This is a genomic window from Pseudomonas sp. Pseusp3, assembly GCF_047304225.1.
Taxonomy (GTDB): Bacteria; Pseudomonadota; Gammaproteobacteria; order Pseudomonadales; family Pseudomonadaceae; genus Aquipseudomonas; species Aquipseudomonas fluorescens_CD.
The window spans coordinates 1-23,608 of sequence record NZ_JBGLYV010000028.1; the positions used below are offsets into that span (position 1 = coordinate 1).

Here is a 23,608-nt window from a genome sequence, read left to right on the forward strand (position 1 = left end):
GTCCTCGACGACCTCAAGCGCGCCTGCCAGGCCAACGACTCCCACGCCACCCGCCAGGCCCTCGACGCCTGGGCCCGCCAACAACCGGAAACCCTGGCCGACATGGCCGCCCGCTTCGTGCCGCTGTCCAATGCCCTCGACGGCCTGAACGGCGCGCTTTACAGCGAAACCGGCCAGTATTGGCAAGGTGATGAATTGTGGCGGGCGATCAAGGCGATCCCGATTGCCGAACGGGTTCAGGATCCGGTCGGCGACACTGGGTTGCCGCCGCTTTATCCCAAGTAGAATCAAATGATCGCAACCTTCGAAAGCGCCTGCATCAGGTGGATGTACACCCTCAGGAGCCATCGAAGGCTGCGATCTTTCAGCCCTTTTCAGCCACTCACGATGGCCTGTTCAACGGATCAGACATGCTTGGCCCAAAGCACATTGTCGCCTGCCCCAGGTGCCCAATCCTCAACATATGACGTATGTGCCTGAATGCAGGACCAGTTCTGCCCGGCGTGGCTCACCAACGCGTTTTTTGCATACTGAGTATTCAACTTCCACGCCGGATATGCCCCACCATCACCTTGTGTGCTGACGCTCAGGACATTACTTGATGATGACAGCTTGCCGTTCAGGTCGAGCGCCCTCACAAAATAACGGTACTCGGTCCCTGACGTCAGGTCCGTGTCCTCAAACGAAGTCTGATCTGCACCTACGCGCTTGACCTCCTGGCCGTCGCGAAAAATCAGGTAGTTCGTTATTGCCACCGGGCCTGAGGAGGCCCCCCACATCAAGCTGATACTGCGCTCTGTCTGGCCCATGCTGTGCAGGTTCGCCGGAGCGCTCGGCGCCCCGACCTCACCCTCCTCTGGCAACGTACGCACCTCGATAGCCGGACTTGGACGTGAAACATTGCCTGTCTCGTCGACTGCGCTAATAAAATAGCTGTAGACGGTGTCAGGCATCACGGCATGGTCGATCCAGGTCAGTTGTGGTGCCGCGACATCGACTGTAGCGGTCCCGTTGCGCGTAATACGGTAAAACGCGATAGGAGAAGCCCCCGTTGCAGCATTCCACGTCAATACCACCTGCTTGTCAGTGATATCACTGGCCTTCAAACCGGTCGGCGTGGTCGGACGCTCGCCTCCTCCAGACGACACAAAATCCAGGTCCACTACGTGATAGAACGCATTTCCGGTATCGGCGACCTCCCAGACAGCCAACAACACGTGATACCCCTCTCGTTTTGGCAGCGGGACCCCATGGATGGTGGGCGACGGCGGCTTCATGTCGTTTGAGTGTTCCCAATAGGGCTTCAGATTCAACTGCACCGTATAGAAAGGCTCGGCATCAAATTGATCGCGCGCCAGCGCTCTGCTGCTATCCCAATCAGCCTTGGTAATGAAGTAGTTCCAGCGACGGGTAACGTGGTTGGCGGTGAAATGCCAAGAGACATCCAGTGTTTCGCCGCTTCGCACTTCATGTTTTTGCCAGTGGCTACCCGGCTGATCCAGTTTTTGGCCGGTGGCTTGATTGGCGCTGGCAATTTTGCCGTCAGGAGGCGGCGCAAAATTGGCCACGTCCTCTTTGGCGTATGCATCAGCCACGTCGGCGGAAGTTTCGGGAAAAAACTTGCCGGACTCGCGCTGGTTCAAAGCCCCTTCATCCAACTCGCCTGCCTGCCAGGCAAAGTACGCCCGGGATGCGGGGGAAAACACGTGGCCATGACGCGGCGTGTTGATTCGGCTGATGGTACTCGGATGACTGTTTGACATGACGTTTCTCCACTGAGGCTGGATGAATGCGAGGTTCGATTCCATTGAGATCACATGTGAACAACACAACTTCAGCGTTTTTGAAGCGACACTATTTTCCCTTCAGGCTGAAACTCATAAATTGCGTCGCTGCCGCTCTGCAAGGCTCCATGCGCAGGGTCGATTAAACACCCTGCCCACCATAGTGGGAACTGTCATAACTGACAGGTAGGCATGACCGTTCGTAGGATTTTTTCATCGAGATCCGTAGCTGCACTCAATCAAGGCGTTCAGCAACCTTGGTCGTTTGTCAGTAAACTCTCCCCCCTTTCGTCGCCTCCATTTTTCCTGCGACCATCACCTTTTTATTTAGCGGAGTTGCCCTTGCGCTTGTTCCACACCTCCGACTGGCACCTCGGGCAGAACCTGCACGGCCAGGATCGCGATTTCGAACACGGCTGTTTTCTCGACTGGCTGCTGCGTCAACTGAAGCTCGATCAGCCGGACGTGCTGTTGATCGCCGGCGATATCTTCGACACGGTCAATCCGCCGGTCAAAGCCCAGGAACGCCTCTACGACTTCATCGTCAGCGCCCACGAACAGCAGCCATTGCTGACCATCGTGATGATTGCCGGCAACCACGATTCCGGCTCGCGGATCGAACTGCCCGCGCCGTTGATGCGCCGCCTGCGCACGCATGCCCTCGGTCGTGTGCTGTGGCTGGATGACGGGCAACTGGATGCCGAGCGCTTGCTGTTGCCGCTGCCGGACGCCAAGGGCAAAACCGTCGCCTGGTGCCTGGCGCTGCCGTTCCTGCGCCCTGCCGAAGTCACCGGCGCGCATCTGGGCGACAACTACCTGCGTGGCATTGGCCAGGTCCATGAATGGCTGATCGAGGCGGCGAACGCAAAGCGCAAGAAAGGCCAGGCGCTGATCGCCATCAGCCACGCGCACATGGCAGGCGGTTCGGTGTCGGAAGACTCCGAGCGCAGCCTGATCATCGGCAATGCCGAAGCGCTGCCCGCCAGCCTGTTCGGGCCGAGCATCAGTTACGTTGCCCTCGGCCACTTGCACAAACCGCAGAAGGTCAACGGCGAGGAGCGCATCCGCTACAGCGGCTCGCCGATTCCGCTGTCGTTCTCCGAGATCAGCTATCAGCACCAGATTCTCGACATCCGGCTCGAGGGCGAAACCCTGGTCAGCGTCGAACCGAAAATGATCCCCCGCGCGGTCAACCTGCAACGCATCGGCCCGGCGCCATTGAGCGAGATCCTGCTGCAACTGGCGGATCTGCCGAACATCGATCTGTTGGCCGACATCCAGCGCCAGCCGTGGCTGGAAGTGCGGGTGCGCCTTGATGAACCGCAGCCAGACCTGCGCAATCAAGTGGAAACCGCCCTGCAAGGCAAGGCCGTGCGCCTGGTGCGCATCGCCGCGGAATACGCCGGCAACGGCAGCCGTAACGGCGTCGAGGATGGCAACACACTGATCGAGCTGGACCAGCTCACACCTCAGGAGCTGTTCAGCCGCGCCTGGCAGGACAACTACGGCAGCGAGGTCGACGAGCAGACCCTCAAGGACTTTGCCGAGCTGTTGCAGGACGTGCAGATGGAGAGCGAACAGCCATGAAAATCCTCGCGATCCGCCTGAAGAACCTCGCCTCGCTGGCCGGGCCGTTTGAGATCGACTTTACCGCCGAACCCCTGGCCAGTGCCGGTCTGTTCGCCATCACCGGGCCGACCGGCGCCGGAAAAAGCACCCTGCTCGATGCGCTGTGCCTGGCGCTGTTTGGCGCCGTACCCCGCCTGAACAACACCGGCCGCGACGCCAAGGTGCCGGACGCCGACGGCGAAATCGGCACGGGTGACCCGCGGACCCTGCTGCGTCGCGGCACGGGCGAAGGTTATGCGGAAGTGGATTTCGTCGGTGTCGACGGCCGTCGTTACCGCGCCCGCTGGGAAGCCAATCGCGCTCGGGACAAGGCCGCCGGCAAGCTGCAGGCCAGCCGCCAGAGCTTGCGTGACATCGATCAGGATCAATTGCTCGCCAGCCAGAAAGGCGAATACAAGACTCAACTCGAAGCCGCCCTGGGGCTGAACTTCGAACAATTCACCCGCGCCGTGCTGCTGGCCCAAAGCGAGTTCAGCGCATTCCTCAAGGCCGACGACAACGACCGCAGCGAACTGCTGGAGAAGCTCACCGACACGGCGCTCTATACGCGTCTCGGTCGTCGGGCCTTCGACAAGACCAAGGACGCGCGCGAGACCCACAAGCTGTTGCAGGACCAGGCCAGCGGGGTCACGCCACTGTCGCCTGAAGCCCGGGCCGAGCTCGATGAGCGCTTCAATGAAGCTCAGCAGCAACTTAAAACCCGGCAGGCGCAGCTCAAACAGTTGGAGTTGCAACACAGCTGGCTCAAGGACTTGCAGCAGTTGCAGGACGCACAACAGAGCGCCACCGAACAACTGCAAGCAGCCCAACAGCACTGGGACAGCCTGACCGGCGAGCGCTTGAAGCTGACTCGTCTGGAGCAACTGGCCCCGCAACGGCACCAGTTCGCGCGCAAGACCGAACTGAGCGCCCAGCTCACACCGCTGGCGGCACACATTCAACAGCATATCCAACAGCAAACCGGACTGAACGCGCGTCAGGTTCAGCTCGAACACAGCCTGAGCGCGGCGAAAACGGCACTGGCCGCGGCCCAGAGCCAACACAGCCACAGCGCGCCACTGCTGCGTCAGGCCTTCGAAGAGCAAAGCACCCTCGCCCGCCTGGTCAAGGATGCGAGCCTCAGCGCCGACCTCAAGCAGCAGGCAGAACTGGCCTGCACTCAGGGGCAAAGCACGATTCAGGGTTTGCTCGACCAGCAGAAGCAGGTCGCCGAACGCTTGCAACGGATTGCCGCTGAACTTGAACAGAGCACTCATCTGGCGCCGCTGAGCGATGCCTGGAACGCCTACCGTGATCGTCTGCAACAACTGATGCTGATCGGTAATCGCTTGAACAAGGGCCAGGCTGAACTGGCCACCCTGGAGCAGAGCGCCGCACGCGCTGCCGAAGAACTGACCACACAGCGTCATGACCTCGAGGTGCTGTACAAAGAGGCTGGCGCCGAACCCGAAGCGGTGGCCGAGCAGATCCGGATTCTCGGCAGCCTGCTGCAGGACAACCGCAAGCAACTGCGGGCCGTTGAAGAACTGATGCGGCTTTGGGCCAGCCAGCAAGAACTGGACAAGCTCGGCGCCGAGCTACAGCAGCGCCAGCTCGCGGCGCAGCAAGAGCGTGATCGCCTGACCCAGGACGGTGTGAAGACCAAGGCCGAGCTGACCATCGCCGAACAGACCCTGACGGTCACCCGCGACTTGCTGGAACGCCAGCGTCTGGCGCGCAGTGCCAGCGTCGAAGAACTGCGTGCGCAGTTGCAGGACGATCAGCCGTGCCCGGTTTGCGGCAGCCCGGACCACCCTTATCACCAGCCCGAAGCCTTGCTGCAAAGCCTCGGCCGGCACGATGAAAGCGAACAGGCCAATGCCCAGAAAGCCGTGGACCTGCTCAAGGAAAAACTCACCGATCTGCGCGCTGAAGTCGGCGGCCTGATTGCCCAGCAAAAAGAATTGCTGCGACAGCAGGAACAGCTCGCGACTCAGCAACAAAGCCTGGCGCCGAGCCTTGAAGCGCACCCGCTGTCCGCTCAACTGTTGGTCCAGGATGCGGACAAACGCGATGCCTGGCTGGCACAACAAAGCAGCCAGTTGAACCAGAGCATTGCCCAGGACGAACAACGGCAAACCGCCCTGCTCACCCTGCAACAGGACGCTGCGCGCCTGACGCAGCAACTGCGCAGCGCCGAAACGGCGAACCAACAGGCGACACAACAGCTGCTCGACCAGCAACGGGAGTTGAGCAGCGACCGCCAACGCCTGGACGAAGAACTGAGCACGTTCAGCACCCTGTTGCCCGCCGAGACCCTGGAAGCGCTGCGCAACGAACCCGCCGCGACTTTCATGCAGCTCGACCGGCAGATCGCCCAGCGTCTGCAACAACTCGACCAGCAGCGCGATGAACTCGGCGAACAGCAACAACGCCAGCAGACGCTGGACAAAGAACAGTACCAACAGCAGACCCGCGCCCAACAACTGGACGCTACGCAGCAGCAATTCACCGCGCTGGCAGGACAGCAACAGGCTTGCCAGGAAAAACTGACGCAACTGCTGGGCGAACACGCCAGCGCCGAACAATGGCAACAACAACTCGATCAGGCCGTCGAGCAGGCACGCACTGCCGAAGCAGCGGCCAATCAGGAACTGCAAAGCGTGCGCACGGAGCTGGTGCAACTGGCCGCCGAACTCAAGGCGCAACAGGAACGCGTACAAGCCCTGGAAAGCGAAGACCGCGAGCTGAGCGCCAGGATCGACGACTGGCGCGCGCAGCATCCAGAACTGGACGACGGCGGACTGCAGGAGTTGTTGAGCGTCAGCGAGCAACAGCTCAGCGAACTGCGTCAACGATTGCAGCAGAGCGAAAAAGCCATCGAACAAACCAGGGTGTTGCTGCAAGAGCGGGATCAACGCTTGCTCGATCATCAAGCGCAACACAACGGCAACCTCGACGCCGGACAACTGGCTGCCGCACTGGTCGACCTGCAAAACCTGGCGGCCACCAGCGAGCAACATTGCGCCGAACTGCGCGCCGAACAGGCCGAGGACCAGCGCCGGCAGAACGCCAATCAGGCCCTGGCGCAGCAAATCGCCGACGCCTACGGCGAGTATCAACGCTGGGCTCGCTTGAATGCGCTGATCGGCTCCGCCACCGGCGACACCTTCCGCAAGATCGCCCAGGCCTACAACCTTGACCTGCTGGTGCACCACGCCAACGTGCAATTGCGCCAACTGGTGCGCCGCTATCGCCTCAAGCGTGGCGGCAGCATGCTCGGGTTGCTGGTGATGGACACCGAGATGGGCGACGAACTGCGTTCGGTGCATTCGCTGTCCGGTGGCGAGACCTTCCTGGTATCGCTGGCGCTGGCCCTCGGCCTGGCATCGATGGCGTCGAGCACGCTGAAAATCGAGTCGCTGTTCATCGACGAAGGCTTCGGCAGCCTCGATCCGGAATCCCTGCAACTGGCCATGGACGCCCTCGACGGCTTGCAAGCCCAGGGCCGCAAGGTCGCGGTTATTTCCCACGTACAGGAAATGCATGAACGGATTCCGGTGCAGATTCAGGTCCGCCGCCAGGGCAACGGCCTGAGCACCCTGGAGGTGAAATGAACACGCTGTATTCCTTCCGCCGCTGCCCGTACGCCATGCGCGCACGCATGGCCCTGCACTATTCGGGGGTGGCCGCGGACATCGTCGAAGTCAGCCTGAAGGCCAAGCCTGCCGAGATGCTCGCGCTGTCGGGCAAAGGCACGGTGCCGGTACTGAACGCCGATGGCCGGGTGATCGACGAAAGCCTCGACATCATGCGCTGGGCGCTGGCGCAGAACGATCCCCAGGACTGGTTGCTCAAGAATGATCCTGATGCGGCGGCACACATCGCCCCGCTGATCGAACAGAACGATCAGGTGTTCAAGGTGCACTTGAATCGCTACAAGTACGCCGAGCGTTATCCCGAGCAGCCGATGGAGGTTTATCGCAGCGAAGGTGAGGTGTTCCTGCGCAGGCTGGATCAGTTGCTGGAAGGACGGGACTATTTGCTGGCGGACCATCCGAGCCTGGCGGATGTCGCATTGATGCCGTTCGTACGGCAGTTTGCACATGTGGATCGCGAGTGGTTCGGGCAGACGCCTTACCTGCGCTTGCAGGCGTGGCTACAGCGGCTTTTGGCGTCGGACCTGTTCACATCAATCATGAAGAAATAACCACCCCCTGTAGGAGCCAGCTTGCTGGCGATGGTGTGTCAGTTGACGCTGTGGTGCCTGATACGCCATCGCCAGCAAGCTGGCTCCTACAAAGGCCAGCGGTGTGTCGAGGATTCAGGCCAGCACCCCACACATCCCTATCACCGAGCAATCGACCTGGAACGGCCCGAAAACCACACCTTCACTCCTGATGGGCGGATTGCCGGCCAGCATGCCCTGAGCATTGGCGTTTTCGATGTTGCGGGCAATGTTGTGGTTGGCTTCGATGGCCCGGGCCAATGAACCCGCCGAGCCCTGTCCGATCCCCAACAGGGAGGATCCGTTGGTCATGAACGCCAGGAAGGCGATGACCCAAAGTCTGTGCCCTTTCATGCGCCGACCACTCCTGCGAGTTCAGCCTGATCAGCGCTCGCGCTTTGCGCACGGTGTTCAAACTGGATGCCGGGATAAGCGACCTGGATCGGTGCTTCAACGCTGGATTGCGACTGGGCTGAAAGGCTGACCACCAGCACCATGGCAAGGTAAAGACCGATCGCCACATAGGCGTCGTGTTTGGCAGAAGTGAGAATTGCGCTGGCCATGATGTTCTCCGCAGGCATGTTTCAATACCCACAGAATCGATCAAAAGAGCCTGGGTAACCACTCAGGGTTATCCATAGTGACCATCAGCCTCATTGATCATTAAGCCAGACTATTTCAGTCTTCAATAAAACTCATCAAGCGTTCGCGGCCAGCATCCGGCTCACCCGGAACAGGGTCGGCTGCCGACAAAATGGGGGTGGAATAGAGAAAAAGAAGAACCAATGCCAGACGCGTCACCATGCTGCCGATCCTTGCCGTGAGGGGGAGTCAAAAAATCAGCGTCAATTTAAACTCATGGCGATGTGATATCAAGCGTGACATTGATAGCAATTTGATGCTGTCGTAAATGCGTTATGCAGGAGCGACATCACTCTGATCGTTTTCGACACTCGTGTTTTCAACACAAGGGTCTTCGATCATCAGTGACTTCGCTCCTGCATAAAGGCAGGGGTGAACGTTCAGGCTTGGGTTTTGTGGTCCAGCGCGGCGTAGAAGTTGGCGCTCTGTTGCAGGTACTTCTGGGTGTAGCTCTGGGTGTGGGCTTTTTTGTCGCTGATTTCAACGTTGGCACTGGCTGGCAGCGCAACGGTGGCAGAAATGGCGGATGCGGCGATGACAGAGAAGATGTTGAAGTTCATGGCGGTATTCCTCGGATTCAGTTGGCTTGCTTGCCCGGTGGGGCCGTGAAGCAAACTTAACCCTCGAGGGTTCATGCCTTGAAATGCTTTGTAGCATTACCAGATATCAGCGTCATTGATAAAAGCAGGCAGGCCCCATTAACCGGGGCCTGCGGCTTATTGACGCAGCAGAAACCTGAGGTCGCTTGGCGCGTGCATCGGGAGTTTTTGCACGGTCTTGCCCAGCAAACCGGTCTTGGCATCGCGTTCGACGACGACAATCTGGTTGCTCTTCTGGTTGGCGATCAACAGGAATCTGCCGCTCGGATCGAGGCTGAATTCTCGCGGATGATCGCCCTCCACCGCCCGGCGTTGCAGCTCGTTGAGGTGGCCGGTGGCCGGATCAATCGCAAACACCAGCAGTTGATTGGCCGTGCCACGGTTGCTGACGTAGAGGAACTTGTCGTCAGCTGAGGCATGCAGCGCCGCCGCAGCCTTGTCTGAGACCGGTTGCCCGGCGGCAAGATCAACCATCTGCGTCTGCTCGAGTTGGCCGTCGTGGTAATCGAACACTGCCACCTGTGCACTCATTTCCATGGTCAGCCAGGCGTGTTTGCCATCGGCGCTGAACAGCAGATGACGGGGTCCGCTACCGGGCGGCAGCTCCACGAATGCCGGGGTTGCCGGGGTCAATGGCAGTTCTGGATTGGCCTTGGGGTCGAAGCGGTAGGCAAACACCTTGTCGGCGCCCAGGTCGTTGGAGAACACGTATCTGCCGTCCGGCGACGGGATCGTCGAATGCACGTGGGCCGAGGCCTGGCGTTCGGGATTGATCCGGCTCGCCGGGTGGCTGCTCATCTGCACCACGGGTTTGAGCTTGCCATCGGCCGCCACCGGCAATACTGCGAGGGTGCCACCCGGGTCTTCGGCCACCGAGTAATTGCTGACAAACAGATGGCGGCCATCGGCGCTGAGACTGGAATGGGTCGGCTCGTTGCCCAGGCTTTGTACCTGGCTGATCAGGCTCAGCGCATGGGTCTTGGGATCAATCGAGTAACTGCTGACACGCCCTACCGGATCCGCCTGACCCGGGCCGTTTTCATTGACCACGAACAAGTGTCGGTGGTCCTTCGACAGGGTCAGCCACGAAGGATTCTCGCTTTTGATCACTTGCAGGGGCCTGGTATTGATCTGCCCGGTGCGGCTGTCGAAAGCCAGACGGTAGATACCCTGGCTTTGACTGGCGGTGTAGGACCCCACGAGCAGTTGATAGTCGTCGGCGGACGCAGCCTGAACTCCCATCGCACCGATACTGCCGGCCATCAACAGCGGCCAGAGTTTATTCATCCTCAGGTTCATCGTCATCGTTGTCACCGCTGACGACATCGCCCAGGCACACCAAACGGTGCTCACCTGAATCACCGATGATCAACCAGCTTTGCAGTGAGGCGTCGTATGTCGCAGCCTGAACCTGCGCCGGGGTGAACTCCCAGTGCTTGGCCGCGCGGCCGTCCATGCATTCGATATGCAGGTTGTCATCGACATCAAGGGCGAATTCGAAGGCATGCAGCCCGTCGATTTCCACCATTCCACAGTGTTCGAGGGCATTGAGCAGGGTGTCGGTTGCGGCAGTCATGGCAGTCAATCTTTGGATGGGAAAACCGCAATGATAGCTCATGGCACCGCATTCCCCTCATCTGGAATGACCAACCTGTGGGAGCGGGCTTGCTCGCGAAAGCGGTCTGTCAGGCAACATTCATGTTGAATGTCCAATTGCATTCGCGAGCAAGCCCGCTCCCACAGGGATTGTATTGGTCTGTTACAGCGCCTCACGCGATGGCTGGCCATCCACCAGTCGCTGGATACGCATCGGATTGCCGTTCTTCAGCGCATCCGGCAGCAGATTGTCGGGGTAGTTCTGCAAGCACACCGGTCGCAGGAAGCGATCGATGGCCAGTGTGCCCACCGACGTACCACGCGCATCGGACGTTGCCGGGTAAGGCCCGCCGTGGACCATCGAATCACAGACCTCCACGCCAGTCGGATAGCCATTGAGCAGGATTCGCCCGACCTTCTGTTCCAGCAACGCCGTAAGCCCGGTGAACTGCTCGAAGTCCGCCGGCTCGCCAATGAGGGTGGCGGTCAATTGGCCGTGCAGGCCGTTCAAGGCGGCCATCAGTTGCGCATGATCGGCCACCTCAACCACCACGGTGGCCGGACCGAACACTTCCTCCTGCAGCACTTCATCGCCGTCGATCAGCAAGCTGACATCGGCCTTGAACAACTGCGGCTGCGCCTGGTTGCCCTGCTGCGGATGACCGGCCAGGTGCTTGACGCCCGGATGCGCGAGCAGTTTTTGCAAGCCTTGGCCATAGCTGCCCAAGGTTCCGGCGTTGAGCATGGTTTGCGCCGGTTGATCCGCCATCAACCCGGCTACTTGCTGCACAAATGCGCTGAACGAAGCAGAGCGAATGCCAATCACCAAACCGGGATTGGTGCAGAACTGCCCGCAGCCCTGGACCACCGACGCCGTGAGATCCCGGGCGATCGAGTCCGCCCGCGCCTGCAAGGCCTCGGGCAACACGATCACCGGGTTGATGCTCGACATCTCGGCGAACACCGGAATCGGTTGCGCACGTGCCGCGGCCATGTCGCACAAGGCTCGACCGCCCTTGAGCGAACCAGTGAAACCCACGGCCTGGATCGCCGGATGCTTGACCAGTGTCTCGCCGACACCCGCGCCGTAGATCATGTTGAACACGCCCGCCGGCATGCCGGTTTTCTCGGCGGCACGAATGATTACGTCGGCCACCTGCTCGGCCGTGGCCATGTGACCGCTGTGGGCCTTGAACACCACCGGGCATCCGGCGGCGAGTGCCGATGCGGTATCGCCGCCGGCGGTGGAGAACGCCAGCGGAAAGTTGCTGGCACCGAACACAGCCACCGGCCCGAGGCCGATACGGTATTGACGCAGATCCGGACGCGGCAACGGCTGACGCTCCGGTAATGCCCGGTCGATCCGTGCACCGTAGAAATCACCGCGACGCAAGACTTTGGCAAACAGGCGCATCTGGCCGCTGGTGCGTCCACGCTCACCTTGAATCCGGCCTGCGGGCAACGCTGTTTCGCGGCAGACCACAGCGACAAAATCATCACCGAGGGCATCCAGTTCATCGGCAATCGCATCGAGAAACTGCGCCCGTCGCTCCGCGCTCAGGCTGCGATAGGCCGGATACGCGGCCGCTGCAGCGGCGGCCGCCGCAGCGACTTCCAGCGGTGTCGCCTGATAAAAATCGCCGGGCAAGGCCTCGCCCGTCGTCGCATCGACACTCTGCAACTTGATGCTGCCGGCAGCGCTGCGTTGGCCGCCGATGTAGTTGTGACCAAGAATCCGGGTCATGGGTGAGTCCTCAAAGTGTGCCGACGGTGCCGGGCTCGAAAGCCGCAGCGACGGGTGCGATGCCGTTGATCAACGGCGCGCCGAATTCGGCCTGGGTGATCTCGAACACGTCACCCGGTTGCGTGCGAATGCCGTCGGCAAAGGACAGGGTCGCGGTGCCGAAGAAGTGAACATGCACATCCCCCGGGCGCAGGAACTGGCTGTACTTGAAATGATGGAATTCCAGGTTGGCGAGGCTGTGGCACATGTTCGCCTCACCACTGAGAAACTCGTTTTGCCACAGCACTTCGCCGTCGCGCAGGATGCGGCTGGTGCCCGCCAGATGCTGCGGCAGTTCGCCGACCCGCAGTTCCGGGCCATAGCTGCAACTGCGCAGTTTCGAGTGAGCCAGATACAGGTAGTTCTTGCGTTCCATGACGTGATCGGAGAATTCGTTACCCACGGCAAAGCCCAGGCGATACGGTTTGCGGTCTTGGCCGATCACGTACAGGCCACTGATCTCGGGCTCTTCACCGGCATCTTCGGCGAATGGCGGTAGCGGAAAAGGTTGACCTGGCCGCACGACAATGCTGCCGTCGCCCTTGTAGAACCATTCCGGTTGCACACCGGCTTCATCCGCCGCCGGTTTGCCGCCCTCCACGCCCCATTTGAAGATGCGCATGGTGTCGGTCATCGCCGCTTCGTCGCCACTTTGCTGATGCATCTTGTCCCGGGCCGAGGCGCTGCCCAGATGGGTCAGGCCTGTGCCGCTGATGAGCATGTGCGCCGGGTCCGGATGGTCCAGCGGCGGCAGGATGCGCCGTTTCGCCAGCAGTTCGGCATAATCATGGCTGATGCCCAGCCCCAGACCTTGCACCTGTTGCTCAAGGCTGGCGCCCGCCTCGATCGCCGCCAATGCCAGATCGCGAGCCGTGCGCGCGTCCTGCACTTCACGGACCAAACCGTCCTCGACAACGCCGACACGGCGTTCGCCGTTACTCAATTCGAACTGAACCAAACGCATGAATTCTCTCCTGTAAAACAATTCTTCAAAACGCTGCAGAACCAATGTGGGAGCGGCGGTGCGGCGATCCGACTTGCTCGCGAAGAGGTCGTCATACCCGACATCATCGGTGACTGACACTCCGCTTTCGCGAGCAAGCCCGCTCCCACATTCGGTCGGCGTAAATCCTCAAAATCAGGTACGCGACGCCCCACGCGCACTCGCCGCAAATTCATCGGCCGGCAACACGTGCCGGCGTTCCAGCAAGCGATACACCACACCGGTCAACACCAGCCCGAACACCATCACGCCAGACAGGAAGTACAGGCCCGAAGCCAGGTTGCCGGTGTATTCCTTGAGTGCGCCGATCACGAATGGACCGAGGTAGCCACCGAGGTTGCCCACCGAGTTGATCAAGGCGATCCCCGCCGCTGCACTGGCGCCGGCAAAGAAGCGGCCCGGCAAGGTCCAGAACACGGCCGTACAGGAGAACAGTGCGAATGCCACCAGGCACAACGCCGCCAGTTGCAGCACCGGCACCGACAGCCAGGCGCTGAGGAACAGGCCGATCGCACCGAGCACGTAAAGCACGGCGAGGTGGCCGTAGCGGTCGTTCAAGCGGTCGGAACTGCGCGGGATGATCAGCAGACCGACGATGCCAAAGATGTACGGCACCGCCGAGACGAATCCGGTCACCAGGTCGCTGCCGCCAAACTGCTTGATCAGGGTCGGCAGCCACAAACCCAGGCCATAGATGCTCAGCGTCACCGGCAGGTAGAACAGCGCCAACAGCAGCACGCGCTTGTCCTTGAGGGCGTGCAGCGGATTGCCATGGCGGGTCTGGCCGTACGCGTCCAGATCCTTTTTCAGCTCACCACTGAGCCAGTCCTTTTCCGCCTGGTCCATCCACTTCACTTGTTGCGGGCCGTCCGGCAGGTAACGCAGTACCGGCCAGGTCAACAGGATCGCCGGGGTACCGATGACGATGAACAGCCACTGCCAGCCGTGCAGCCCCAGCACACCGTCCATGCCCAGCAAGCCACCGGACACCGGGCCGGTGATCATCATCGCAATGGGTTGCGACAGGATGAACAACCCGAGGATCTTGCCGCGATGGCGCACCGGGAACCATTGGGTGATGTAGTACAGGACACCCGGAAAGAACCCGGCCTCGGCGGCACCGAGCAGGAAACGCATCAGATAGAAACTGTTCGGTCCCTGGACGAACGCCATGCCGATGGTGATGGCGCCCCAGGTGACCATGATTCGCGCGAACCAGCGCCGGGCACCGAAGCGATCGAGCATCAGGTTACTGGGGATTTCCAGCAGGAAGTAACCGATGAAGAACAGCCCTGCGCCCAGGCCGTAAGCCGCATCGCCCAGACCGATGTCGGCACCCATGTGCAGCTTGGCGAACCCCACGGCGGAGCGGTCCACATAGGCGATCAGGTACAGCAGGATCAGGAAGGGAATCAGTTTCAACGTAATGCGACGGATAAGCCGCAGTTCCTGGCTCATGAGATCGGTCTCCGATTGTTGTTGTTATAGAACCTCGGGGGACGCCTCTCGCGAAATGTTCGCCAGGGCCATCCCTCCGTTTGAGCGGACTATATAGTAATACTATTTGATCAACAACACTTCCAAACAGTGCAAATTGCGCTTATGTTACGCCTCAGCTCGAACAATATAGTCATACAATAAGAGAATCGATCATGTCTGATAAGAAACCCACCCTGCGCTCGGCCCAATGGTTTGGCACCGCCGACAAGAACGGCTTCATGTACCGCAGCTGGATGAAGAATCAGGGCATCGCCGACCACCAGTTCCATGGCAAGCCGATCATCGGCATCTGCAACACCTGGTCGGAACTGACCCCGTGCAACGCGCATTTCCGCCAGATTGCCGAGCACGTCAAACGCGGTGTGATCGAGGCCGGCGGCTTCCCGGTGGAGTTTCCGGTGTTCTCCAACGGCGAATCGAACCTGCGCCCGACCGCCATGCTCACCCGCAACCTGGCGAGCATGGACGTGGAAGAAGCCATTCGCGGCAACCCGATTGACGGCGTCGTGCTGCTGACCGGTTGCGACAAGACCACTCCGGCGCTACTGATGGGCGCCGCCAGTTGCGACGTGCCGGCCATCGTCGTCACTGGCGGGCCGATGCTCAACGGCAAGCACAAGGGCAAGGACATCGGCTCCGGCACCGTGGTCTGGCAGCTCAGCGAACAGGTCAAGGCCGGCACCATCAGCATCGATGACTTCCTTGCGGCCGAGGGCGGCATGTCTCGCTCGGCCGGCACCTGCAACACCATGGGCACCGCCTCGACCATGGCCTGCATGGCCGAAGCACTCGGTACTTCCCTGCCCCACAACGCGGCGATTCCCGCCGTTGATGCACGCCGCTACGTGTTGGCGCACATGTCCGGCATGCGTGCGGTGGAGATGGTGCGCGAAGACTTGAAGCTGTCGAAGATCCTCACCAGGGAAGCCTTCGAAAATGCCATTCGCGTCAATGCCGCCATCGGCGGTTCGACCAACGCGGTGATCCACCTGAAAGCCATCGCCGGGCGCATCGGGGTTGAACTGGACCTGGACGACTGGACCCGTATCGGCCGTGGCATGCCGACCATCGTCGACCTGCAACCTTCCGGGCGCTTCCTGATGGAAGAGTTCTACTACGCCGGTGGATTGCCTGCGGTACTGCGCCGCCTCGGCGAAGCCAATCTGATCCCGAACCCGAATGCCTTGACCGTCAACGGCAAATCCATCGGCGAGAACACCAGGGACGCGCCGATCTACGGCGAAGACGAAGTGATCCGCACCCTAAACAACCCGATCCGTGCCGATGGCGGTATCTGTGTGCTGCGCGGCAACCTGGCACCGCTGGGCGCTGTGCTCAAGCCATCCGCTGCCACGCCGGAACTGATGCAGCATCGCGGCCGCGCGGTGGTGTTCGAGAACTTCGACATGTACAAGGCGCGAATCAACGACCCGGAACTGGACGTGGATGCCGACTCGATCCTGGTGATGAAAAACTGCGGGCCGAAGGGTTATCCCGGCATGGCCGAAGTGGGCAACATGGGCTTGCCGGCCAAGCTGCTGGCCCAGGGCGTGACCGACATGGTGCGTATTTCCGATGCGCGCATGAGCGGCACGGCATACGGTACCGTTGTCCTGCACGTCGCCCCAGAGGCCGCCGCCGGCGGACCGCTGGCCGCGGTGAAGGAAGGCGACTGGATCGAACTCGATTGCGCCAGCGGCCGCTTGCACCTGGACATTCCGGACGCCGAACTGGCCGCGCGCATGGCCGATCTGCAACCGCCACAGCAGTTACTGGTGGGTGGCTACCGCCAGCTGTACATCGACCACGTGCTGCAAGCGGACCAGGGTTGCGACTTCGACTTCCTGGTCGGCTGCCGCGGAGCCGAAGTGCCGCGTCATTCCCACTGACACCACCTCCCCCTGTAGGAGCGAGCTTGCTCGCGATGGACCCGAGACCGCCGCGGGGTGTCAGGTTACCCACGTTATCGTTGACGTCCATCGCGAGCGAGCTCGCTCCTACAGTCGACTCGCCGCGCCTGCTATCATGCGCGACACCTATTCGCACAGGACCGCGCCGTTCCCCATGGATTACCGCAAACCCTCCGACCGCAAAAGCATGCACTCGCGCATCGTCCAGGAACTGGGGATGCAGATCGTCTCGGGACGTTTCCTGCCGGACGACAAACTGCCCGCCGAGGCGCTGTTGTGCGAAGAATATGCGGTCAGCCGACCGGTGCTGCGTGAAGCCACCCGGGTACTGGTTGCCAAGGGCCTGGTGTATTCCCGCCCGCGAGTCGGCACCGTGGTCAAGCCGCGCAAGGACTGGCACATGCTCGACCCGGACGTGCTGCACTGGTTGATGCAGAGCAGCCCGCAGAATCAGTTTTTCGACTTGCTGACCAGTGTGCGCAGCATCATCGAACCGGCCGCTGCCGCCCTCGCCGCGCAATTCGCCACGGAAGCAGACATTGCCTCCATCGGTGAGGCCTACCAGCGCATGGAAGCTGCGCCGACGCCGGAGGCACTGTTGCAACCTGACCTGGACTTCCACAGTCGCATCGCCGACGCAACGCACAACGACTTGCTGGCCAACCTGTGCAATATGCTCTCGGTGGCTATCGCCGAAGCCTTGAAGCACTCGAACCAACGGCCGAACCTGCATGAACTGGCGCTGCCCCGGCACAAGGCGATCCTGACCGCCATCGAAAACCGCGACGCCCTCGGTGCGCGGCATGCGACGCTGGTGCAACTCGATGATGCGCGCAGTGCGTTGAATGTGGTGCTGGGCAGCGATCCCGCCTGATTACCGGCCCCTAGTAGGAGCGAGCTTGCTCGCGATGGAGTATCAGTCGGAGTCAATGTAGCTGACACACCATCGCGAGCAAGCTCGCTCCTACAACAGGGACTGGTGCGAATTTGAGATATAAAAAAAGCCGCAACCCTGAGGTTGCGGCTTTTTCATTTCAGCCTGGATCAGTGGGCGAACAACGAATTGCCTTTCTGCCCCGCCAGCTTCTCAGGCTTGATCAGGAACCGCGCCAGTGCCGGCAACAGCCACAGCGCACCGAACATGTTCCACAACAGCATGAAGGTCAGCATCAGCCCCATGTCGGCCTGGAACTTGATGGCCGAGAAGATCCAGGTGCACACGCCGATGGCCAGGCACAGACCGGTAAACAGCACGGCCTTACCGGTGGACTTCAGCGTCTGGTAATACGCCTCTTGCAGCGGCAGGCCGGCACGCAGGAAGCTTTCCAGGCGGCTGTAGATGTAGATGCCGTAATCCACGCCGATCCCCACCCCAAGCGCCACGACCGGCAGGGTTGCCACTTTCACGCCGATGCCCATGAAGGCCATCAGGGCGTTGCCGAGTACCGAGGTCAGCACCAGCGGCAGCACGATGCACAAGGTCGCCGCCCAGGAACGGAAGGTGATCATGCACATGACCGCAACGCAGATGTACACCAGGATCAGGATGGTCAGCTCGGACTTCTTGATCACCTCGTTGGTGGCCGCCTCGATACCGGCGTTACCGGCCGCGAGGATGAACGCCAGGCCGTCCTTGTTGTTTTCCCTGGCGAACTCCTGCACTGCATGCACCGCGCGATCCAGGGTCTCAGCCTTGTGATCGTTGAGGAACACCAGCACCGGCGCCAGGGAACAGCTGTTGTTGTACAGGCCGTCGGCGCGGGCAATGGAGTTGTTCAGCACATCAGGGTTGCGCGACAGGGTTTCCCATTTCAGGTTGCCCTCGTTCATGCCCTTGATCATCTGCTTGGACACGGTCACCAGCGAGATCGCCGACTGCACGCCCTCGGTGTTCTGCATCTTCCACATCAACTCGTCGATCGGCGCCATGGCTTCGTAGCGCGAGCAACCTTCGGCCTTGGTCTTGACCATCACCACCAACACATCGGAACTGGTGGAGTAGTTATTGATGATGAAGTTGTTGTCCTTGTTGTAGCGCGAGTCCGGACGCAGCTCCGGGGCACCCTGGTCGAGGTCGCCGATCTTCAGGTTCTGGCTGTACCACAGGCCGCCACCAAAGGCGATCAGCGCCAGCAGGATGGAAACCGGTGCAACTTTGGCGCTGGCGAAATTCGCCAGCAAGCGCCAGAACGGATGTTCGCGGGTTGCGTCTTTCTTGCTGCGGGCCACGGCACGCTTGCTGATGCCGACATAGGAAATCGCCACCGGCAGCAGGATCAGGTTGGTGAACACGATCACCGCCACACCGATGGACGCGCCAATCGCCAGCTCACGGATCACGCCGATATCGATGATCAGCAGCGTGATGAAACCCACCGCATCGGCGAGGATCGCGATCATCCCTGGCAGGAACAATTGACGGAACGTACGGCGCGCCGCCGTCAGGGCGTTGTCCGCTTCACTCGATTGCAGGGCGATGCCGTTGATCTTCTGCACGCCGTGGGAAATACCGATGGCGAAGATCAGGAACGGCACCAGCATCGAATAGGGGTCGAGCCCGAAACCGAAGAAGTGCATCAACCCCAGTTGCCAGACCACCGCCACCAGCGTCGTGCTCAACACGGCGACGGTACTGCGCAGGCAGTTGGTGAACCACAGCAGGAGGATCAGGGTGATGACAAAGGCAATTCCGAAGAACATCACCACCATCACCAAGCCATCGATCAGGTCGCCGACTTTCTTGGCGAAACCGACGATGTGGATCTTCACGTTCGGGTTCTGCGCTTCGAACTTGGTGCGGATCTTGTCTTCAAGCTCATGAGAGAACTTGCGATAGTCCAGCGCCAGCAACTTGCCCTGGTCTTGCGGGTCCGGGTAGGACTCCAGCAACGGAATGTCGACGATGCTCGACTTGAAGTCGTTGGCCACCAGACGCCCGATCTGCCCGGACTTGAGCACGTTGTTGCGCAGCAGGTCGAGGCTGGCCTGGGAGCCGTTGTAGCTTTGCGGAATCACTTCACCGCCGGCGAAGCCCTCTTCCGTCACTTCGGTCCAGCGAACGCTCGGGCTCCACAGCGACTTGAGGCCGGAACGGTCGACACCGGAGATGTAGAACACCTCGTCGTTGATCTGACGCAGGGTCTCCATGTACTCCTTGGAGAAGATATCGCCGTCGGTGGCCTCCACCGAAATCCGCACGGTGTTGCCCAGGTTCGTCAGGTCATTGCGGTGCTCCATCATCTTCTGGATGAAGGGATGCTCCAGCGGGATCATCTTTTCGAAACTGGTGGACGGACGAATCAGCGTGGCCTGCCAGAACAGGAAGATACTGACCAGCAGGCAGATCGTGATCACTGCCGGGCGGTTGTTGAAGATCAGGCGCTCGAGGAACGTCGCCTTGTCCTGGTGATGAGTACTCAAGGAAGTCATAGCTCCGCCTTCTTGTTATTAACCCGGCTCATTTGCCCGACTCGGTGCCGTTCGGCGAAGTGACGCGAACGCCGCCCTGCCCGGCCAGAACCAGATTGCCATTGCCTGCCGCAGTCACTGCCGAGACGGAAATACGGTCCGGACGGTTGACCACCGTGAAGGTTTCGCCATCGTCGCTGCTGCGAATCACCGAGCCGCCGTTGCCGACGATCACGATGGAACCATCGTCGAGCAGCGTGCCGCCGGACAACCCGAACTCCAGGTCGCCACGTTCGGCCTTGAGCTCGACTTGCTCCCAGGTGCTGCCGAAATCCGTGGAACGGTAAAGGTTGCCGCGCAGTCCGTAGGCCAGCAGCGTATTGGGCTGTGCCGTGCCGATCACGCCAAACAGCGAGCCTTCGTACGGACCCTCGAGTTTCTCCCAGGTCTGGCCCCAGTCCGCGGAGCGGAACATGCTGCCCTGCTCGCCGACGATGAACAGCCCGGCATCCTTGACCGCCGTAATGGCGTTGAGGTGGTACTGGTCTTCGTTGTCCAGGCGGTCGCTGACGTCTTCCCAGTTTTTTCCACCATCGGTGGTGGCCATCAACGAACCATAAGCGCCCACGGCAAAGCCGCTGTTGACGTCCTGGAACCAGACATCGAGCAGCGGCGATTCGCGTTTCAGATCTTCGAATTGCCGGGTCCAGGTCGCACCGCCGTCTTCGCTGGCGAGGATCTGCGCGTCATGACCGACAGCCCAACCGTGTTTGTCATCGACAAAGAACACCGACGTCAGCAGAGCCCGGGTCGGCACCTTGGCCTGCGTCCAGGTGGCGCCCTGGTCATCGGAATACAGGATGTGCCCACGATCCCCGACCGCCACCAGGCGCTTGCCGGCATGGACGACATCGAGCATCAGGCTTTTGACGGCCTTGGCGGATTCAGTGGAATAAACAACGTCGGATGCTGGCGCCGCCGCGGCCAGCGCAGGTGCCGACAGCATGGCAGAGCCCAACAGCGAGAGCGCTGTAGCCAGCAACGCGAATTTGCGCAGTGCCGGCGGGCGGCAGATACCCACACCCATGACAGGCTCACTCATAGACCTTCCCCCATTATTATTGTTAGGTCGTTCAACCTTTCTGGGCGCCGCAAGGGTGCGTGTCTGGACCGGCTGTTTCAGAGCATAGTCCTGAAACCCGCAATCCAGAGCCCCTTCGGAAGCTGGCTTATCCTATCGGTGTTTTTTAATGTCTGACAATCGACGCCACGTTATGTTTTGTTAACCGGGGGTAGATGCGGCCCGGGTGAATGGTCGGGTATTGCGGAGGGTGATCGAGTGTCTATGGACGGCCTATGCCCGTGTTTGGCTTACTCATGCCGCCAAGCGAATTGTAACCATGAGCGTTTTTTGTCAGAACCCGACTTGCCGTCCCCCCTATGGTGGTACGCATCGACTCCCCATGGACGGCAAGAAATGATTCCATCTGCAAGCGGCTCCTCATCCAGCCGCCCTCCCGCAAACAACGACCGTCCAATAGACCCCACACCCATTGCACAAGCGGTGAAACTCGTTTGCCAAGGACAGGCGGAATTAGTGTCGCCCGTGCAATCAGCGGAAAAAAAGCCAGTGCGTGACTCATCTGTGGCGGGACCGAAGCCGCCCGGGGATGGCCGTAAGAATAGAATCGCCGCGATGAAGGACCAAAAGCAGCAGCGCACTGCTGAACTGACGCAGAATATCCAGAAATACCTGGGGCAACAGGAGCAAATGCAAAAACGCGTTGATGTCACGTACAACGTCATGCTGAGCAAACAAAACGATCCGTCATGCTCCGAACAAGAGCGGGCGAAGTTCAGGCAACGTTACGTCGTCGAACTCGACACTCAAAGCACAAGCTATGTCACGCTGCTGGCCGAGACCAGGAAACTGGATGAGCTGAGGGTTGATCCTTACACTACTCAACTCCAGTGCGACCTGCTGAATAGTCTTGTCAACAATGTTAGGGCGTTAATCGCCATAGCAGGCCTGGATCTCGAAGCCACTGAGCGCAATTACCCCCATTCCAACAGTAATGCTTTGCAGATCTACACAGCCATGCACACCGAAGGCACTGTCGTAGTGGATGGTCTGTTGGAATACATGGGCAAGAGCTCCGAAATCTACGAGACGTTGATAAAGCTCCATGAAGAGGTGGGGAACCTGCTTCACGAACTTAAATCGATGTCACCCCAGGGCGCCAAGGCCTGGCAGCGATTGACCAGCAACAGGCCCGATAATCAAGCGACCGCTCTGCGTACCAGGTTCAACCAAGTGGTCACTTTGCCCACCCTCAGTGCCAAAGTACCTGGCAGCGACACGTCAGCAGCACTGTTCAGCGCTATAGAGCCACTGCTGTTGTTGTCCACGTCCCATATTGAGCTACAAGCTTTACAGCACTATGAAAGCGGCGATCGTATTGCCGTACTGGACAACCTGATCGAACACTACGACACAGCAAAGCTCGGGCTCACAAGTATCGGCATTTTCAGAACCGAGGAATTGCAGCTGGCCCCGTTCAGCCGTCTGTGTGAAATCGTCGGACAATTGCACGATGATGCCGAGCGCCGTCTGGCTGATGAGCTGCAGAACCTGGCGGACTCTGAAAGGTCCTCCCCGAAATCGACAGCGGACCAACTTCCCGCCAACCGCCCCTCTTCATCGCCCTCCCGCAAGCGGGTCATCAAAACTGTCAATGGCGCAATGATCGGTGACGTCCGGCCGCGAGTTGCCAAACAGGGCGCAGACATTGTCGACATCAAAAGCCCTTTCGAAGACCAGCCACTGGCCTCCTTCCACGAACATAAGCCGAATGCCTGGGTAGAAATCGAAAAAGCCAGAACACCCGCACCGAAACCGCGAGCCACTCCCTATCCGCAACTCATGGGCGATGCTCGAAAGGCGTTGGCAAAAATCGATGAACTGATGCAAAAATTTGAAGGCTACGCACGAGGGACGAGCCACCCAAAGGGAATCGAAGAGAGCTTGCAGAACACGGCAAAGAATCTCATCGACTATGCGGACCGCCTGAAAGACCATGAACACACACCGCCAAACTCGCAAAACGATGCCGCATTCGTCAGTAAGCTACGGGGCCAGGCACAAACAATCAACGACAAGGCAACGCAACTGCGCACCAAAATGTCCCTGGCCCAAGCCCCTACCAGCGCAGCCGTAGAATATCTGTTGAGTCGCAACGAAATTCATCCACAAAAAAACGGCGAGCGCATTCAACTGAAAACCGGACGCCAGGACTTTTTGCAGGAATACGTTCTGTTGAACCGTGAGAATCGGCCCTTGTGGTATGCACACTTTCATTACGAAACATTAAATAGCGACGACGTCGACTACACTGCGGCCAGCCTGAAAACCAAAGAACAGCGCTTCGCAACCAATGCCACGGCACTGGCCAAGGCACAAACCCCTCACCAGAAAATCGACATCTACCGCGGCCACATCGACAAGGAACTGGCCACGAAGCTTTTCTTGCTGCTGTAACCTGTTCGC

The 23,608-nt window shown here is 60.1% G+C and carries 18 protein-coding genes and 1 pseudogene; 7 read left to right on the forward strand and 12 right to left on the reverse strand.

Annotated features, from left to right (window positions below):
- Positions 1-285: pseudogene (locus ACCD00_RS11900) on the forward strand (protein BatD); the annotation flags it as partial.
- A 119-nt stretch (positions 286-404) separates the two neighbouring features.
- Here the strand turns inward: ACCD00_RS11900 and ACCD00_RS11905 are convergent.
- Positions 405-1,763 carry a lytic polysaccharide monooxygenase gene (locus tag ACCD00_RS11905; protein ID WP_413424660.1) on the reverse strand — a complete coding sequence of 453 codons (1,359 nt, stop codon included), beginning with the start codon at positions 1,761-1,763 and terminating at the stop codon, positions 405-407.
- 363 nt (positions 1,764-2,126) lie between these two features.
- Here ACCD00_RS11905 and ACCD00_RS11910 point away from each other — a divergent pair, with 363 nt between their 5' ends.
- From ACCD00_RS11910 to ACCD00_RS11920, 3 genes are read left to right on the forward strand one after another with little or no spacing between them, the layout of a single operon-like run.
- Entirely contained in the window at positions 2,127-3,371 is a 1,245-nt protein-coding gene (locus tag ACCD00_RS11910) for an exonuclease SbcCD subunit D C-terminal domain-containing protein (RefSeq protein ID WP_413424662.1), read from the forward strand.
- Positions 3,368-7,009, forward strand: coding sequence for an AAA family ATPase (locus ACCD00_RS11915; RefSeq protein WP_413424664.1), 3,642 nt, complete (start codon positions 3,368-3,370; stop codon positions 7,007-7,009). Before ACCD00_RS11910 ends, ACCD00_RS11915 begins: the two co-directional genes overlap by 4 nt.
- Positions 7,006-7,602, forward strand: a complete 597-nt coding sequence (locus ACCD00_RS11920; protein ID WP_413424666.1) for a glutathione S-transferase — start codon at positions 7,006-7,008, stop codon at positions 7,600-7,602. Before ACCD00_RS11915 ends, ACCD00_RS11920 begins: the two co-directional genes overlap by 4 nt.
- 114 nt (positions 7,603-7,716) lie before the next feature.
- On the opposite strand, the gene ACCD00_RS11925 is transcribed toward ACCD00_RS11920, so the two are convergent.
- The 9 genes from ACCD00_RS11925 to ACCD00_RS11965 form a co-directional block, all read right to left on the reverse strand.
- Positions 7,717-7,974: a hypothetical protein gene (locus ACCD00_RS11925; RefSeq protein ID WP_413424668.1), complete on the reverse strand. Its 258-nt coding sequence runs from the start codon at positions 7,972-7,974 to the stop codon at positions 7,717-7,719.
- A complete protein-coding gene (locus ACCD00_RS11930; protein WP_413424670.1) occupies positions 7,971-8,183 on the reverse strand; it encodes a hypothetical protein in 213 nt (70 codons plus the stop codon). The genes ACCD00_RS11925 and ACCD00_RS11930 overlap by 4 nt, the downstream gene beginning before the upstream one ends.
- 115 nt (positions 8,184-8,298) lie before the next feature.
- Entirely contained in the window at positions 8,299-8,424 is a 126-nt protein-coding gene (locus ACCD00_RS11935; RefSeq protein WP_008020073.1) for a hypothetical protein, read from the reverse strand.
- A 218-nt stretch (positions 8,425-8,642) separates the two neighbouring features.
- Positions 8,643-8,822: a hypothetical protein gene (locus ACCD00_RS11940; RefSeq protein WP_007979950.1), complete on the reverse strand. Its 180-nt coding sequence runs from the start codon at positions 8,820-8,822 to the stop codon at positions 8,643-8,645.
- 156 nt (positions 8,823-8,978) lie between these two features.
- Positions 8,979-10,148, reverse strand: a complete 1,170-nt coding sequence (locus ACCD00_RS11945) for a lactonase family protein (protein WP_413424672.1) — start codon at positions 10,146-10,148, stop codon at positions 8,979-8,981.
- On the reverse strand, positions 10,141-10,479 hold the full coding sequence (locus ACCD00_RS11950) for a DUF5629 family protein (protein ID WP_008020075.1): 339 nt from the start codon (positions 10,477-10,479) through the stop codon (positions 10,141-10,143). Before ACCD00_RS11950 ends, ACCD00_RS11945 begins: the two co-directional genes overlap by 8 nt.
- 141 nt (positions 10,480-10,620) lie before the next feature.
- Positions 10,621-12,201, reverse strand: a complete 1,581-nt coding sequence (locus ACCD00_RS11955) for an aldehyde dehydrogenase (NADP(+)) (RefSeq protein WP_413424674.1) — start codon at positions 12,199-12,201, stop codon at positions 10,621-10,623.
- Positions 12,202-12,211: 10 nt separating this feature from the next.
- Positions 12,212-13,204, reverse strand: a complete 993-nt coding sequence (gene araD1 / locus ACCD00_RS11960) for an AraD1 family protein (RefSeq protein WP_413424676.1) — start codon at positions 13,202-13,204, stop codon at positions 12,212-12,214.
- Positions 13,205-13,378: 174 nt separating this feature from the next.
- On the reverse strand, positions 13,379-14,701 hold the full coding sequence (locus ACCD00_RS11965; protein WP_413424678.1) for an MFS transporter: 1,323 nt from the start codon (positions 14,699-14,701) through the stop codon (positions 13,379-13,381).
- A 194-nt stretch (positions 14,702-14,895) separates the two neighbouring features.
- Between ACCD00_RS11965 and ACCD00_RS11970 the strand changes: the two genes are divergently transcribed.
- Entirely contained in the window at positions 14,896-16,632 is a 1,737-nt protein-coding gene (locus ACCD00_RS11970; RefSeq protein WP_413424680.1) for an IlvD/Edd family dehydratase, read from the forward strand.
- Positions 16,633-16,807: 175 nt separating this feature from the next.
- Entirely contained in the window at positions 16,808-17,527 is a 720-nt protein-coding gene (locus tag ACCD00_RS11975; protein ID WP_032829613.1) for a FadR/GntR family transcriptional regulator, read from the forward strand.
- A 170-nt stretch (positions 17,528-17,697) separates the two neighbouring features.
- Here ACCD00_RS11975 and ACCD00_RS11980 read toward each other — a convergent pair whose 3' ends face one another.
- On the reverse strand, positions 17,698-20,082 hold the full coding sequence (locus tag ACCD00_RS11980; protein WP_413424682.1) for an efflux RND transporter permease subunit: 2,385 nt from the start codon (positions 20,080-20,082) through the stop codon (positions 17,698-17,700).
- Between the two features lie 28 nt (positions 20,083-20,110).
- Positions 20,111-21,163, reverse strand: a complete 1,053-nt coding sequence (locus ACCD00_RS11985; RefSeq protein ID WP_413424684.1) for a WD40/YVTN/BNR-like repeat-containing protein — start codon at positions 21,161-21,163, stop codon at positions 20,111-20,113.
- Positions 21,164-21,538: 375 nt separating this feature from the next.
- On the opposite strand from ACCD00_RS11985, the gene ACCD00_RS11990 reads away from it, so the two are divergent.
- Positions 21,539-23,599 carry a hypothetical protein gene (locus ACCD00_RS11990; protein ID WP_413424686.1) on the forward strand — a complete coding sequence of 687 codons (2,061 nt, stop codon included), beginning with the start codon at positions 21,539-21,541 and terminating at the stop codon, positions 23,597-23,599.
- Positions 23,600-23,608: the final 9 nt, after the last annotated feature.